The organism is Haemophilus parainfluenzae (genome assembly GCF_014931395.1).
In the GTDB taxonomy this organism is placed as follows: Bacteria; Pseudomonadota; Gammaproteobacteria; order Enterobacterales; family Pasteurellaceae; genus Haemophilus_D.
Genome location: NZ_CP063120.1, coordinates 2,110,700 through 2,126,211, shown reverse-complemented (window position 1 = coordinate 2,126,211; position 15,512 = coordinate 2,110,700). Strand labels below are relative to the sequence as shown.

Annotated in this window: 7 protein-coding genes, 3 tRNA genes and 3 rRNA genes; 5 read left to right on the top strand and 8 right to left on the bottom strand. The window is 42.9% G+C overall.

The window, feature by feature from the left end:
* Window positions 1-248: 248 nt before the first annotated feature.
* From INP94_RS10495 to rrf, 4 genes are all read left to right on the top strand, one after another.
* Window positions 249-1,788, top strand: a 16S ribosomal RNA gene (locus INP94_RS10495).
* Window positions 1,789-1,900: 112 nt separating this feature from the next.
* Window positions 1,901-1,976, top strand: a tRNA-Glu gene (locus INP94_RS10490).
* Window positions 1,977-2,158: 182 nt separating this feature from the next.
* Window positions 2,159-5,056 (top strand): 23S ribosomal RNA (locus INP94_RS10485).
* A gap of 143 nt (window positions 5,057-5,199) precedes the next feature.
* Window positions 5,200-5,315 (top strand): 5S ribosomal RNA (gene rrf, locus INP94_RS10480).
* Together the 16S, 23S and 5S rRNA genes with 1 tRNA gene alongside form the textbook arrangement of a ribosomal RNA operon.
* A gap of 173 nt (window positions 5,316-5,488) precedes the next feature.
* On the opposite strand, the gene glnE is transcribed toward rrf, so the two are convergent.
* The 8 genes from glnE to orn form a co-directional block, all read right to left on the bottom strand.
* Window positions 5,489-8,422 carry a bifunctional [glutamate--ammonia ligase]-adenylyl-L-tyrosine phosphorylase/[glutamate--ammonia-ligase] adenylyltransferase gene (gene glnE / locus INP94_RS10475; protein ID WP_420026408.1) on the bottom strand — a complete coding sequence of 978 codons (2,934 nt, stop codon included), beginning with the start codon at window positions 8,420-8,422 and terminating at the stop codon, window positions 5,489-5,491.
* A 3-nt stretch (window positions 8,423-8,425) separates the two neighbouring features.
* Window positions 8,426-9,379, bottom strand: coding sequence for a tRNA (adenosine(37)-N6)-dimethylallyltransferase MiaA (gene miaA, locus INP94_RS10470; protein WP_197543596.1), 954 nt, complete (start codon window positions 9,377-9,379; stop codon window positions 8,426-8,428).
* A gap of 1 nt (window position 9,380) precedes the next feature.
* The gene (gene mutL, locus INP94_RS10465; protein WP_197543595.1) at window positions 9,381-11,225 is read right to left on the bottom strand and encodes a DNA mismatch repair endonuclease MutL; all 1,845 of its coding nucleotides are present in this window, start codon (window positions 11,223-11,225) and stop codon (window positions 9,381-9,383) included.
* Between the two features lie 8 nt (window positions 11,226-11,233).
* Window positions 11,234-12,847: an N-acetylmuramoyl-L-alanine amidase gene (locus INP94_RS10460; protein ID WP_197543594.1), complete on the bottom strand. Its 1,614-nt coding sequence runs from the start codon at window positions 12,845-12,847 to the stop codon at window positions 11,234-11,236.
* Window positions 12,848-12,858: 11 nt separating this feature from the next.
* Window positions 12,859-13,329: a tRNA (adenosine(37)-N6)-threonylcarbamoyltransferase complex ATPase subunit type 1 TsaE gene (gene tsaE / locus INP94_RS10455; RefSeq protein ID WP_197543593.1), complete on the bottom strand. Its 471-nt coding sequence runs from the start codon at window positions 13,327-13,329 to the stop codon at window positions 12,859-12,861.
* 116 nt (window positions 13,330-13,445) lie between these two features.
* A tRNA-Gly gene (locus INP94_RS10450) sits at window positions 13,446-13,521 on the bottom strand.
* Between the two features lie 20 nt (window positions 13,522-13,541).
* A tRNA-Gly gene (locus tag INP94_RS10445) sits at window positions 13,542-13,617 on the bottom strand.
* A 93-nt stretch (window positions 13,618-13,710) separates the two neighbouring features.
* Window positions 13,711-14,259, bottom strand: a complete 549-nt coding sequence (gene orn, locus INP94_RS10440) for an oligoribonuclease (RefSeq protein ID WP_197543592.1) — start codon at window positions 14,257-14,259, stop codon at window positions 13,711-13,713.
* Between the two features lie 76 nt (window positions 14,260-14,335).
* On the opposite strand from orn, the gene rsgA reads away from it, so the two are divergent.
* Window positions 14,336-15,373: a small ribosomal subunit biogenesis GTPase RsgA gene (gene rsgA / locus INP94_RS10435; protein ID WP_197543591.1), complete on the top strand. Its 1,038-nt coding sequence runs from the start codon at window positions 14,336-14,338 to the stop codon at window positions 15,371-15,373.
* The last annotated feature ends 139 nt before the right edge of the window (window positions 15,374-15,512 follow it).

The following is a 15,512-nucleotide window of genomic DNA, read 5'->3' as shown; positions in this document are numbered from 1 at the left end:
GCAAAGGCATCTGAAATGCCTATAATACGCCCCACACAACGACGCGCTGTTGTGAGTCTTAAGAAAAACCAGTGCGTCGTTCTTTTTTGCTCTTTAACAATATATCAGACAATCTGTGTGGGCACTTGTTGATTGACTTGTTTTAAAAATATTTTTAATTTTGAAGTCTTAATAGGTGCTAACTAGAAATTCATAATACTTTTTTAAGTAGTGACATTTTATGTCAGCAGTATTGAGCGATTGAACTTGAATTGAAGAGTTTGATCATGGCTCAGATTGAACGCTGGCGGCAGGCTTAACACATGCAAGTCGAACGGTAACATAAAGAAGCTTGCTTCTTTGATGACGAGTGGCGGACGGGTGAGTAATGCTTGGGAATCTAGCTTATGGAGGGGGATAACTACGGGAAACTGTAGCTAATACCGCGTAGAATCGAGAGATGAAAGTGTGGGACCTTCGGGCCACATGCCATAGGATGAGCCCAAGTGGGATTAGGTAGTTGGTGAGGTAAAGGCTCACCAAGCCGACGATCTCTAGCTGGTCTGAGAGGATGACCAGCCACACTGGGACTGAGACACGGCCCAGACTCCTACGGGAGGCAGCAGTGGGGAATATTGCGCAATGGGGGCAACCCTGACGCAGCCATGCCGCGTGAATGAAGAAGGCCTTCGGGTTGTAAAGTTCTTTCGGTAGCGAGGAAGGCATTTAGTTTAATAGACTAGGTGATTGACGTTAACTACAGAAGAAGCACCGGCTAACTCCGTGCCAGCAGCCGCGGTAATACGGAGGGTGCGAGCGTTAATCGGAATAACTGGGCGTAAAGGGCACGCAGGCGGTGACTTAAGTGAGGTGTGAAAGCCCCGGGCTTAACCTGGGAATTGCATTTCATACTGGGTCGCTAGAGTACTTTAGGGAGGGGTAGAATTCCACGTGTAGCGGTGAAATGCGTAGAGATGTGGAGGAATACCGAAGGCGAAGGCAGCCCCTTGGGAATGTACTGACGCTCATGTGCGAAAGCGTGGGGAGCAAACAGGATTAGATACCCTGGTAGTCCACGCTGTAAACGATGTCGATTTGGGGGTTGAGCTTTGAGCTTGGCGCCCGTAGCTAACGTGATAAATCGACCGCCTGGGGAGTACGGCCGCAAGGTTAAAACTCAAATGAATTGACGGGGGCCCGCACAAGCGGTGGAGCATGTGGTTTAATTCGATGCAACGCGAAGAACCTTACCTACTCTTGACATCCAGAGAACTTTCCAGAGATGGATTGGTGCCTTCGGGAACTCTGAGACAGGTGCTGCATGGCTGTCGTCAGCTCGTGTTGTGAAATGTTGGGTTAAGTCCCGCAACGAGCGCAACCCTTATCCTTTGTTGCCAGCGATTTGGTCGGGAACTCAAAGGAGACTGCCGGTGATAAACCGGAGGAAGGTGGGGATGACGTCAAGTCATCATGGCCCTTACGAGTAGGGCTACACACGTGCTACAATGGCGTATACAGAGGGAAGCGATAGTGCGAGCTGGAGCGAATCTCACAAAGTACGTCTAAGTCCGGATTGGAGTCTGCAACTCGACTCCATGAAGTCGGAATCGCTAGTAATCGCAAATCAGAATGTTGCGGTGAATACGTTCCCGGGCCTTGTACACACCGCCCGTCACACCATGGGAGTGGGTTGTACCAGAAGTAGATAGCTTAACCTTCGGGGGGGCGTTTACCACGGTATGATTCATGACTGGGGTGAAGTCGTAACAAGGTAACCGTAGGGGAACCTGCGGTTGGATCACCTCCTTACCAAAAACGAGAGACAATAAGTGTCCACACAGATTGATTGATATATTGTAGAAAATGAATGAAGAGAGAAAAGTGCGTAAGCAAAGTGTAAGATAGAGTATCTTTATTTGTTGTCCCCATCGTCTAGAGGCCTAGGACATCGCCCTTTCACGGCGGTAACCGGGGTTCGAATCCCCGTGGGGACGCCAAATAAAGATAACTTTATTATCTTCTGTTCTTTAACAACCAGGAAACAAGCTGAAAAACTGAAGAGACTTTCAAGTCCTTTTAAGGGATAAGAAAAAGTCTGAGTAAGAAGAAAATCTTGATTGAACAAAAGCAATCAAGTGTTTAGTTGAAAACACAACATCAAGAATTTTTGAGGTTGTATAGTTAAGTGACTAAGCGTACAAGGTGGATGCCTTGGCAATCAGAGGCGAGGAAGGACGTGCTAATCTGCGAAAAGCTTGGATGAGTCGATAAGAGGCGTTTAATCCAAGATGTCCGAATGGGGAAACCCAGTAGATGAAGAATCTACTATCACTTACTGAATTCATAGGTAAGTGAGGCAAACCGGGAGAACTGAAACATCTAAGTACCCCGAGGAAAAGAAATCAACCGAGATTTCGTTAGTAGCGGCGAGCGAACGCGAAGGAGCCTGTTAGTGATAATGACAGAGACAGAGGAACAAGCTGGGAAGCTTGGCGATACAGGGTGATAGCCCCGTACTCGAAGTCCAGGTCATGGTACTAAGCTAACGACAAGTAGGGCGGGACACGTGATATCCTGTTTGAAGATGGGGGGACCATCCTCCAAGGCTAAATACTCCTGATTGACCGATAGTGAACCAGTACTGTGAAGGAAAGGCGAAAAGAACCCCGGTGAGGGGAGTGAAATAGAACCTGAAACCTTGTACGTACAAGCAGTGGGAGCCCTTTAAGGGTGACTGCGTACCTTTTGTATAATGGGTCAGCGACTTATATTTTGTAGCGAGGTTAACCGAATAGGGGAGCCGAAGGGAAACCGAGTCTTAACTGGGCGTCTAGTTGCAAGGTATAGACCCGAAACCCGGTGATCTAGCCATGGGCAGGTTGAAGGTTGGGTAACACTAACTGGAGGACCGAACCGACTAATGTTGAAAAATTAGCGGATGACTTGTGGCTGGGGGTGAAAGGCCAATCAAACCGGGAGATAGCTGGTTCTCCCCGAAATCTATTTAGGTAGAGCCTTGAGCGGACACCTTCGGGGGTAGAGCACTGTTTCGGCTAGGGGTCCATCCCGGATTACCAACCCGATGCAAACTACGAATACCGAAGAGTGATACTCAGGAGACACACGGCGGGTGCTAACGTCCGTCGTGGAGAGGGAAACAACCCAGACCGCCAGCTAAGGTCCCAAAGTCTATATTAAGTGGGAAACGAAGTGGGAAGGCTTAGACAGCTAGGATGTTGGCTTAGAAGCAGCCATCATTTAAAGAAAGCGTAATAGCTCACTAGTCGAGTCGGCCTGCGCGGAAGATGTAACGGGGCTCAAATATAGCACCGAAGCTGCGGCATCAGACGTAAGTCTGTTGGGTAGGGGAGCGTTCTGTAAGCGGATGAAGGTGAATCGAGAGGTTTGCTGGACGTATCAGAAGTGCGAATGCTGACATAAGTAACGATAAAACGGGTGAAAAACCCGTTCGCCGGAAGACCAAGGGTTCCTGTCCAACGTTAATCGGGGCAGGGTGAGTCGGCCCCTAAGGCGAGGCTGAAAAGCGTAGTCGATGGGAAACGGGTTAATATTCCCGTACTTGGATAAACTGCGATGTGGGGACGGAGCAGGTTAGGTTATCGCACTGTTGGATATGTGCGTTTAAGTTGGTAGGTGAGAAGTTTAGGCAAATCCGGACTTCTTTAACACTGAGAGATGATGACGAGGCTCTACGGAGCTGAAGTAACCGATACCACACTTCCAGGAAAAGCCACTAAGCTTCAGGTTTATCTAAACCGTACTGAAAACCGACACAGGTGGTCAGGTAGAGAATACTCAGGCGCTTGAGAGAACTCGGGTGAAGGAACTAGGCAAAATAGCACCGTAACTTCGGGAGAAGGTGCGCCGGCGTAGATTGTAGTCCCTCGCGGGCGAAGGTTGAACCGGTCGAAGATACCAGCTGGCTGCAACTGTTTATTAAAAACACAGCACTCTGCAAACACGAAAGTGGACGTATAGGGTGTGATGCCTGCCCGGTGCTGGAAGGTTAATTGATGGTGTAATCGAAAGAGAAGCTCCTGATCGAAGCCCCAGTAAACGGCGGCCGTAACTATAACGGTCCTAAGGTAGCGAAATTCCTTGTCGGGTAAGTTCCGACCTGCACGAATGGCATAATGATGGCCAGGCTGTCTCCACCCGAGACTCAGTGAAATTGAAATCGCCGTGAAGATGCGGTGTACCCGCGGCTAGACGGAAAGACCCCGTGAACCTTTACTATAGCTTGACACTGAACATTGAATTTTGATGTGTAGGATAGGTGGGAGACTATGAAGATGATACGCCAGTATTGTTGGAGTCGACCTTGAAATACCACCCTTTAACGTTTGATGTTCTAACGAAGATTACGAAACGTGGTCTCGGACAGTGTCTGGTGGGTAGTTTGACTGGGGCGGTCTCCTCCCAAAGAGTAACGGAGGAGCACGAAGGTTTGCTAATGACGGTCGGACATCGTCAGGTTAGTGCAATGGTATAAGCAAGCTTAACTGCGAGACAGACAAGTCGAGCAGGTACGAAAGTAGGTCATAGTGATCCGGTGGTTCTGAATGGAAGGGCCATCGCTCAACGGATAAAAGGTACTCCGGGGATAACAGGCTGATACCGCCCAAGAGTTCATATCGACGGCGGTGTTTGGCACCTCGATGTCGGCTCATCACATCCTGGGGCTGAAGTAGGTCCCAAGGGTATGGCTGTTCGCCATTTAAAGTGGTACGCGAGCTGGGTTTAGAACGTCGTGAGACAGTTCGGTCCCTATCTGCCGTGGGCGTTGGAGAATTGATTGGGGCTGCTCCTAGTACGAGAGGACCGGAGTGGACGCACCACTGGTGTTCCGGTTGTGTCGCCAGACGCATTGCCGGGTAGCTAAGTGCGGAAGAGATAAGTGCTGAAAGCATCTAAGCACGAAACTTGCCAAGAGATGAGTTCTCCCTGTCTTTAAGACAGTAAGGGTTGTTTAAGACTAAGACGTAGATAGGCATGGTGTGTAAGCGGTGCGAGCCGTTGAGCTAACATGTACTAATTGCCCGAGAGGCTTAACTATACAACGCTCAAGGGTTTTGGGTGTTGGGTAAGACGAAGAAACTCAGAGAAGAAAGAGAAAGTTTTGAAGTTGAATCAGCTTGTTTGGTTGTGAGCACTAGAGATAGTGAGAGCAGAGTAGAGAAAAGTTATTAAAGGAATAATCCTGGCGGCGATAGAGCGGTGGTCCCACCTGACCCCATACCGAACTCAGAAGTGAAACGCCGATGCGCCGATGGTAGTGTGGGGCTTCCCCATGTGAGAGTAGGACACCGCCAGGTACTGAATGTGAACCCCGAGCTGAATGGCTTGGGGTTTTTGTTTATGGATTTTTATTATATTTGAATTTGATAAGTTAAAGTGCGGTAGAAAGTTAGTCTATTTTTACGTAAAGAATAAATATATAAAAAAGGAGTTTATCCCCATTATCTGGGGGATAGACTCCTTTAATCTTTTAAGAAAAGAGTTTATTCCAGAAAGAACAAACAAATTCTCTTTCTTCTACAAACGCTGAATCATCAACAATGACAGGCTTTCCTAACAAGTTCAGGTGATGGATTTTATTACGCAGTGTCACGTAACAGGATTTGAGCTTTTCACATTCTGTTAGAGAAATAATGTGATATTCTGCCATTGAATCAAAGATACGGACGTTATCAGACCATTTGGTTAATATTGGATTAGCTGGGGCATTCGCGAGCATCAGATACTGGGCAATAAATTCAATATCAGTAATGCCGCCACGATCTGTTTTGATATTAAAAAAGCCTTCTTTTGTGTGAGATAAATGGTCGTACATTTTTTCACGCATTTCTCTTACTTCAATTTTTAGCTGATTAATATCTCTTTGAGCAGAAAGTACATTACAACGAATTTTTTCAAATTCTGCTTTTAATTCTGTTTCACCAAAAATAGCACGACTGCGGACAAGAGCTTGTTTTTCCCATGTCCAAGCTTCATTGAGTTGGTAGTTTTCAAATGCTTGAAGTGAACAGCCTAATAAGCCTGCATCGCCTGAAGGCCGTAAGCGCATATCAACATCGTAGAGTATACCTGCACTCGTATTCATGCTAAAAATGCTGACAATTTTTTGAGCCAATCTTAAATAGAATTGATTGCTATCAATGGATTTTTTCCTTCCAATAGTTTGGCCTTCAACCGCTTGGTATAAAAAGACTAAATCCAAATCGGATTTATATCCGAGTTCAATTCCGCCTAATTTACCGTAGCCAATGACTAAAAAGCCTTTTTCTGTTTTGCCTACTAGATGTTCCGGTACACCAAAGCGTTGACTGACTTGTTGCCAGGCAAAATTGACAACGGCATCAATAATTGCTTCAGCTAGATAAGTGAGATGATCGCTCACTTTCATAACAGGCAATACGTCGAGAATATCGGCGGCTGCAACGCGTAATAAAATAGACTGTTTGAATTGGCGTAAACCGTCAATAAATTGTTCTTCATCATCTTGCGGTAATCGCAGCATATATTGCTTCAATTCATCAGGGTACTGCGTGAACGGCAATGGATTACGCAGCGCTTCAGTATTTAATAATTCATCGAGTAGAATAGGGTAACGAGCGACTTGCTCGGCAATCATCTGTGATTGCGCACATAGTTCAATAAGCTGCTCAATGGCTTGAGGATTTTCTAAGAGTAATTCTAAATACGTCGTTCTACTTGCAATTTTATCGATAATATTGAGAATGCGTGGCAATAAAGTGCGGTAATTTTTTTGTTCAAATATTTGAGTGAAGATATTTGGTAATAAGTGAGCTAGAACTTCTCGACCTCTAGAGCCAATAACACGGCGCGCAAGTCCCTCTTTGAATTGAATAAGTTTATCTAAGATATCGGAAATTGCGTCATCATCAATGTGATTATCAATCAGCATTTGTTCAATGTCATCAAGATCACTTTCTAAAAAATCAATCCACTGATTATTGTCATCGGTACGTTCATCTTTTTCTTCACCAATTAATGCATCAAAAACTGACCGCACTTTTTGTTGGTGTGCCTGTAATGTTTGATAGAAATCATCCCAGTTTTCAATTGGATAAGATTTTATCGTAGTTTGATTGTTCTCATCTAAGTAAGTGTATTCTCGACAAGCGACCATTAATCTAAGGCGATTTTCTTCATCAGTTGGGAGAAGTTGCGTTTGTTGATCATCAATAGCTTGTAGTACGTTTTCAGTACGACGAAGGAAGATATAAGCGTCTCTTAATTCATAATATTGTTGAGGCGTAATTAAACCAAGATCTCGTATTTCAGGGAGAAGTTTAAGCAATTCATGTTGTTGGAGCTTAATTTCACGTCCACCACGAATCAGTTGAAAAACTTGCACAATAAATTCGATTTCTCGAATCCCACCTGCACCTAGTTTAATATTGTCTTTTAAGCCACGACGACGCACTTCACGCTCAATTTTTCCTTTCATTTCACGTAAAGCTTGAATCACACTAAAATCAATATAGCGTCGATACACAAAAGGACGAAGTAATTGTTGTAAGGTTTTTACATTGGGATCTTGCGCATCTGCACCTAAAATACGCCCTTTAATCATGGCATAGCGTTCCCAGTCTCGCCCTTGATCTTGGTAATATTGTTCCATCGCAGAAAAACTTAAGGCAAGCGCACCGCTGTCACCAAAAGGTCGAAGGCGCATATCCGTACGATAGACAAAGCCATCTGGCGTAAATTGATCCAACGCATTAATCAGGCGTTGTCCTAAACGGGTAAAAAATTTAGCGTTATCAACGGCTCGTCTTGCACCAACAGTTTCACCCTGTGAAGGGTAAGTAAAAATTAAATCAATATCAGAGGAAAAATTTAGCTCAAAACCACCTAATTTTCCCATACCAAGAATATAGAGTTGCTGAGGCTTGCCATTTTCATCACAAGGTGTGCCCATTTCTTCGCAAGCTTGTTTATACAGCCAATCTCTCGCACCGATGATAAGACTCTCAGCAAGTTTAGAAAGACGAATAAAAATTTCTTCTACGGTAGCAAGATTTAAACTTTGGCAGAAACTGAGTTTTGCCATTTCTTGATTACGAAAATTTCGTAGCGTTTTGTAAAGCTGTTCTTCGTTTTGGATAGTAGAGAGTTGGTCAGTTAAACGGCTAGCGTAATGTTGACAATCAGAAAATTGAGGAGGTGTTTGCCACCATTGGGCTAAAAAGTGCGGTTGTTTTTTTAAGACTTTTTCCAAGAAATCAGACAGACTGATGGCATAGTTTATTTGTCCGATTGCTGTCGTGAGATCTGTTTCGTCCCGCTCGATTTGTTGGGTTATTTTATCAAGATTCATTTCAGGGAAATGTTGGCAAAGCACTTCGCCAAGTTGAATGAGTTTTTCAGTCGAAAGCGGAAGTGAAAGCGCCATAATTTACCCCTTAAAATGTTCGTCAATCTTGCGTAGTACGATTTCTTTGGCTTGTTGCGGTTGCAGACTATCTAGCCAATTTAATGGTGTTTTCCAGCCGCGCAGCCAGGTGATTTGTCGTTTTGCTAATTGGCGAGTCGCACAAATGCCACGGAAGACCATTTCTTCATGATCATAGTCACCACGTAAATATTCCCACATTTGTCGATAGCCCACACAGCGGATAGAAGGCAAATCAGGATGGAGATCTTCTCGTTGATAGAGTTTTTCAACCTCTTCTTGGAAACCTAATTCGATCATTTTATGGAAACGTTGTTCGATACGTTGATGTAACACCGCACGATCTTCTGGAGCAATAGCAAATTGTAAAAATTTATAAGGCAATTCTTCGCCTTTTTGTTCAGTTAATTCCGTTAATGATTTGCCCGTTAAATAGAATACTTCTAATGCACGATTAATTCGCTGAGAATCATTTGGATTGATACGCTCTGCAGAAATAGGATCAATTTTTTGTAATTCTTGATGAAGAGCAGGCCAGCCAAGTTTTTGCGCTTTTTCTTCAATTTCTAATCGTAACTTTTCATCAGCAGATGGAAGGGGGGAAAGTCCTTCAATCAATGCTTTGTAATACAACATGGTGCCGCCAACCAAAAGCGGAATTTTACCTTGCGCGGTAATATCGGCCATTTCTCTGAGCGCATCGTCACGAAAATTCATCGCAGAATAACTTTCAGCGGGATCTAAAATATCAATTAAGCGGTGAGGGGCAAGGGCTAGTTCTTCTTTAGAAGGCTTTGCCGTGCCAATATCCATGCCTTTATAAATTAATGCAGAATCAACACTGATCACTTCCACTGGCAGGCTTTGACGTAATTGAATAGCAAGATCCGTTTTTCCGGAGGCCGTCGGCCCCATCAGAAAAAGTGCGGTTGGTTTGGAGTAAGTTTTTTGTGTCATATTACAAATCAGTTAAAAAAGGCTGCCAGTTAATTGGTTTCAGTAATGTATTAAATTTTTCTTGATGAGCTTTATTCAGTAAGCGTTCCGTTTCACTTAATAAGCTGACTGCATCCGCTAACACCTCAATCGGTTTCATCTCTAGCGTCTGACAAAGTGCGGTCAGAAAATCAGGCATATTTTCTACATGTTCAGCAAGCAGGCTCACCACACATTTTTGTAAGTTTTGTGTACGTAAAATTGCAGGCACTTTATTTAATGTAAGACGTAGCTGAGCTTCATTTTCAATAAATTCAAAACCACTTTGTTGGAAAAAAGCTTTTTGTTTTTGCCATTGTTCAAATTGTTTTTCATCTAAGCGGAAAATAATCGGAATGAGCAATGGTTGTTGTGGAATTTCACCTTGTTGTAAGGTTAATTCATAATTTAAGGCTTGCAATTTAGCTAATGACATCAAATAAAACTGCTGATTTTGTTGTAAAAGCAATGCTTTATTTTCAATTAATGCCAATGCGCGTAAATAGCCTGCATCACTTGTCTGTGGGAATTGTTCAACGACAGATTTTGTTAAAACTTGAGATGCTTCTGTTGGACGTACTAATTCACCATATAAGCGTTGTTCGGTCTTTGTAGGTTGTTCACGATAACCATACGACGGAACGTACTCAATACGGTTTGAAAAGTGCGGTCGATTTTCTGATTGTTTTTCACGAGGCTGATGATAATGCGAGGCAAAAATATTTTGCCCAGCCGCCGCACGATTGGGTTTCGGTTCATAGTGGGTTTGATATGAAGTCGAAGGCTCTCTTGCCTCATTCATCGCTGGCACTAAATCCAATTCAGCTTGAGGAATGGCATTGAGCGCATTTGTTACGCCTTGGCAGATAAAATCATGAATTAAACGTGCTTGATGGAAACGTACTTCGTGTTTTGTTGGGTGCACGTTGACATCGACATCATGTGGATTGAGGTCGATAAATAGCACAAATGCAGGGTATTGCTCAGTATGCAAATGCTCCGCATAAGCTTGACGAATGGCGTGGGTGATCACTTTATCGCGCACCATTCGCCCATTGATATAACAATAGCTTAAATCATTCTGAGAACGGGTAAACTCGGGTGTCGCAACCCAACCAGAAAGATGTAAATCATCATGTTTCCAATCAATACGTAAGGCATGTTGAACAAAATCATCGCCACAAATAGCGGCAACACGTTTTAGTTGTTGTTCTTCATTTGTTGCAGGGCGATATTGTCGAACAATTTTGCCGTTATGTGTGAGCGTAAAAGCGATATTAAATTTTGCTAAAGCAATGCGACGAATGACTTCATCAATATGAGCAAATTCTGTTTTATCAGTGCGTAAGAATTTACGACGAGCAGGCGTGTTAAAAAAGAGATTCGCCACTTCAACTGTCGTACCGACTGGATGAGACGCAGGCTTGATTGTGGTTTCCATCTCTCGTCCTTGTGCATAGACTTGCCACGCTTCATTTTGCTCTGCAGTGCGAGAGGTAAGTGTGAGGCGAGAAACCGAGCTGATACTGGCAAGGGCTTCACCGCGGAAACCTAAACTTAAAATGGCTTCGAGATCATCAAGATCGGCAATTTTACTGGTTGCGTGTCGAGCCAATGCGAGGCTTAATTCTTCTTTAGGAATGCCACTACCATTATCTCGAATACGAATCAGGCTGGCGCCGCCGTTTTCAATATCAATATGAATTTTATTGGCGCCCGCATCAAGGCTGTTTTCCACCAATTCTTTCACCACTGAGGCAGGGCGTTCGACCACTTCACCGGCGGCAATCTGATTAGCCAGCTGTGGAGAAAGAATTTTGATTGCCATAGTATTCCTTATTTTTCTTTAAGTTTGATTTTTTGCCCAGTCACGACTTTGCCGTTTTTCAATGTAGGGTTAAGTTTTAAAAGACGATTAACCGGTACATTGTATTCACGAGAGATAGCATAGAGAGTTTGATCGGCTTTCACTGTATGGTAAAGCGGGGTTTCTTTCTTGCCATCATCTTTCTTCTCATTTCCTTTTGAAGAAGTGTCTTTTTTATCGTTACCTTTTTTCTCAGGCTCTTTTTTATTCTCGGTTTTTTCTTGTTTTTTATCTTTTTTAGAAACGGCTTTTTCAGCTTCAACAATTTTGCTGTTTTTTCCTTTGTTATCGGCTTTGGCTTTATCATCTGCTTTAGGTTTTTCTTCTACCTTTTTGCCTTTGCCGTTATCCGGAATTTTAATAGTTTCATTTAACCAAAGTTCTTTACGTTTTAGTTTATTTAATTCAATGATTTCGCTGACTTTTACATCGTATTTGTTCGCCAGGCTACCAATGCTTTCACCTGGTTTCACTTTATGACGTACGCCGCTGTCTTTGACATCGGAAGTGCGGTCAGATTTTTCGATGTTTTTCTCTTCTTTTTTAGTTGGTTCTTCCGCTTTTTTGCCTTTGCCATTATCTGGAACCTTAATGGTTTCATTTAACCAAAGTTCTTTGCGTTTCAGTTTGTTTAACTCAATGATTTCGCTGACTTTGACATCATATTTATTTGCTAGGCTACCAATGCTTTCACCTGGTTTCACTTTATGTCGAATACCGCTGTCTTTCACATCAGAAGTGCGGTCAGATTTTTCATTGTTTTTATCGTTTGATTTTGTAGATTTGCTGTCTTGCTCATCACTAGGTGGAACGGCAATTGCTTTTAAATTACCGTTGCGATAAGCAACCAAACCTTCGTAAATCATATAAGCAATACGACGACGATAAGCAATGGTATTCAGTTTCTGTTCTTCTTCCATATTGGAAAGGAATCCCGTTTCCACCAGAACTGAAGGAATATCGGGTGAACGCAATACGCCAAGGCTTGCATGTTGTGGGGTACTGCGGCTTAATGAGGTCACGCGAGCAAAACGACGTAAAATGCTGTTACCAAGTTCATAGCCTGTACGTTGGCTATGACCAAATTGTAGATCGAGTACGGTTTGATCTAAATATTTGTCATTGTTATTGGAAAGTACTTTTCCTGCACCACCTAAAAGCTCAGAGCGTTTTTCATCATCTTCTAACCATTGACCCATTTCATCGTTGGCACGGCGATTGGATAGCACCCAAACAGATGCGCCACGTTGGTCTGCATTGAGAGAGGAGTCAGCATGGATAGACACAAGGAAATTTGCTTTATATTTACGTGCGATTTCAGAACGTTCTGGCACGGAAATGTAGTAATCGCTACTGCGTGTTAAAACACCTTTGAAATTAGGATCTTTATCTAATAAGGCTTTTAATTCTCGCGCGATAGAAAGGGTGACATTTTTTTCATAAATGCCTAAATTTTTTCCGATAGCACCGGGATCTTTACCGCCATGACCAGGATCAATGGCAATTGTCCATTGTGGCGCGGCAAATACGGTAGTAGAAATTAGAGAAAATATTCCAAAAAGAAACGAAAATTTTGCTTTCATGTAAATCAATTTTATAGTTGTGTCAAAATATGCTCGCCCACTGAGTTTTGAGCAATTAGCGTAATGTTGCGAGCATCGTCGTAATAATCAATATTTACCAATAAATCAGCTTCAGGCAAGATGCCCTCACCTTTTTCTGCCCATTCGATTAAGCAGATACAATTTTGGCTGAAATAATCACGAATGCCCATAAATTCCAATTCTTCAGGATCGGCAAGACGATATAAATCAAAGTGATAAATCATTTTCCCTGCAATGCTATATTCTTCTACTAACGTGTAAGTAGGACTTTTGACATTGCCTTGGTAGCCTAAACCTTGCACCATTCCACGAGTCAGGGTGGTTTTCCCTGCACCAAGATCACCATTAAAATAAAGCACAATGGCGTTATCTTGCGGTTGTTTTACAAGCACTTCTGCGAGTTTTTTACCAAAACGGAGCATTGTGCCTTCATCAGGAATGTATTGGGTTAATTCGGTCATTCTTAGAGTGATTTTTTAGGTTAAAGTTTCTGGGGGATTTTATCGTATTTTGAAGGGAATATGTAGGGAAAATACAATAAAAAAATCCGCTACTTTTCAGCAACGGATTGAGAATTTGGAGCGGGAAACGAGGCTCGAACTCGCGACCCCGACCTTGGCAAGGTCGTGCTCTACCAACTGAGCTATTCCCGCAGGGCATTCATGTGAAAATTTGGAGCGGGAAACGAGGCTCGAACTCGCGACCCCGACCTTGGCAAGGTCGTGCTCTACCAACTGAGCTATTCCCGCATTTCACATTGGTGAATGAGGCAACATTATACGAAAAAATTTATTCAACGCAAGTGCAGATTTTGCAAATGATTGAGTTTGCCTAAGTTTTCATCAACCCAGATTAATAAAGTGATCACGGTAGTAAGCTAACTCTTTTATTGACTCTCGAATATCATCAAGGGCTAAATGAGTATTGCCTTTTTTGAACCCGTCTAAAATTTCGGGTTTCCAGCGAGCGGCTAATTCTTTTAATGTGCTGACATCCACATGGCGATAATGGAAATAATCCGCTAAATCAGGCATATATTTATAAAGAAAGCGTTTATCTTGTGCGATGCTATTGCCACAAATCGGTGAAGCACCTTTTGGTACCCATCGTTTTAAAAAATCTAATGTTTGTAATTCAGCCGCACGTTCGGTGAGTTTGCTCGCTTTGACACGGTCAACTAAGCCATTTGCTGTGTGTGTTTTTACGCACCATTCCGACATTTTGTTTAATAATTCATCACTTTGATGCACCGCAATCACAGGTCCTTCAGCTAAAATATTGAGATCTTTATCTGTCACGATGGTTGCGATTTCAATAATGCGTTCTTTTTCAGGATCTAATCCGGTCATTTCTAAATCGATCCAAATCAGATTTTGTTTATCTAATTGCATAATATAAGGTATCCTATGAACATTTTGTAATCCCGTTTATTTTAACGAAAAACATCGGAAAAAACGACCGCACTTTATGAGCAAACGTAAACTCACGCAAAATCAAACTCGTCGAATTCAATCAAATAACGCGAAAGCCTTGCATCGCCACAAGAAGAAAGAAGCGGAATGGCAAGATGATATGCTAGGCGAAAGCCAAGATGGGGTAGTGGTCACGCGTTATTCGGTTCATGCCGATGTAGAAAACGCACAAGGCGAAATTTTCCGTTGTAATTTACGTCGTACACTTTCTAGTCTCGTGGTTGGAGACAAAGTGATTTGGCGACAAGGCAATGAGCAACTCCAAGGTGTGAGTGGCGTGATTGAAGCTATTCACCCAAGACAAAATGAAATTGCTCGTCCAGATTATTATGATGGGTTGAAACCCATCGCGGCGAATATCGATCGTATTATTATTGTTTCTGCGGTAGTGCCGGTACTGTCACTCAATATTATCGATCGTTATTTAGTGGTGTGTGAAAATGCGGGGATCGAACCTGTCATTGTGGTGAATAAAGGCGATTTACTGGATGCCGAGCAAGAGCAGGAAGTGGAAAGCCAGTTACAGATCTACCGTGATATTGGTTATCAGACCATCATCATTTCTGCTGAAACCGGAAAAAATATGGAAAAATTGACCGCACTTTTAAGTGATGGAACGTCCATTTTTGTGGGGCAATCAGGGGTAGGTAAATCCAGTTTAATTAACCATATTTTACCAACCGTCAATGCGCAAGTCGGTGGCATCAGTGAAACCTCAGGCTTGGGACAACATACCACAACTTCTTCTCGTTTATATCATTTGCCACAAGGCGGTAATTTGATTGATTCACCAGGTATTCGTGAGTTTGGTTTATGGCATTTGGAGCCAGAGCAGATCACCAAAGGCTATCGTGAATTTCAATATGTCTTAGGGACGTGTAAGTTCCGTGATTGTAAACATTTGAATGATCCAGGTTGTGCATTACGTGAGGCTGTTGAAGCAGGTCGGATTTCACCGATACGCTATGAGAATTATCATCGCCTCATTGAAAGCTTGAGTGAGACAAAATCACAACGTCATTTTTCTGCGTAGTATATCTTTTACTCAAATTAGGTATGCAAAGGTTTAAATTTTGTGATGTAGCTCAATTTTTTTTGTGTTTTGCCTTGATTATTGGACATTTAATAGCGATACTACCAACGATTTATAGATTAAATTGCTTAAATTTTAC

Excerpts from the sequence above, each read along its gene's own strand:
- glnE (WP_420026408.1), bottom strand. The coding sequence starts at position 8,422 with ATGGCGCTTTCACTTCCGCTTTCGACTGAAAAACTCATTCAACTTGGC.
- miaA (WP_197543596.1), bottom strand. The coding sequence starts at position 9,379 with ATGACACAAAAAACTTACTCCAAACCAACCGCACTTTTTCTGATGGGG.
- mutL (WP_197543595.1), bottom strand. The coding sequence starts at position 11,225 with ATGGCAATCAAAATTCTTTCTCCACAGCTGGCTAATCAGATTGCCGCC.
- INP94_RS10460 (WP_197543594.1), bottom strand. The coding sequence starts at position 12,847 with ATGAAAGCAAAATTTTCGTTTCTTTTTGGAATATTTTCTCTAATTTCT.
- tsaE (WP_197543593.1), bottom strand. The coding sequence starts at position 13,329 with ATGACCGAATTAACCCAATACATTCCTGATGAAGGCACAATGCTCCGT.
- orn (WP_197543592.1), bottom strand. The coding sequence starts at position 14,259 with ATGCAATTAGATAAACAAAATCTGATTTGGATCGATTTAGAAATGACC.
- rsgA (WP_197543591.1), top strand. The coding sequence starts at position 14,336 with ATGAGCAAACGTAAACTCACGCAAAATCAAACTCGTCGAATTCAATCA.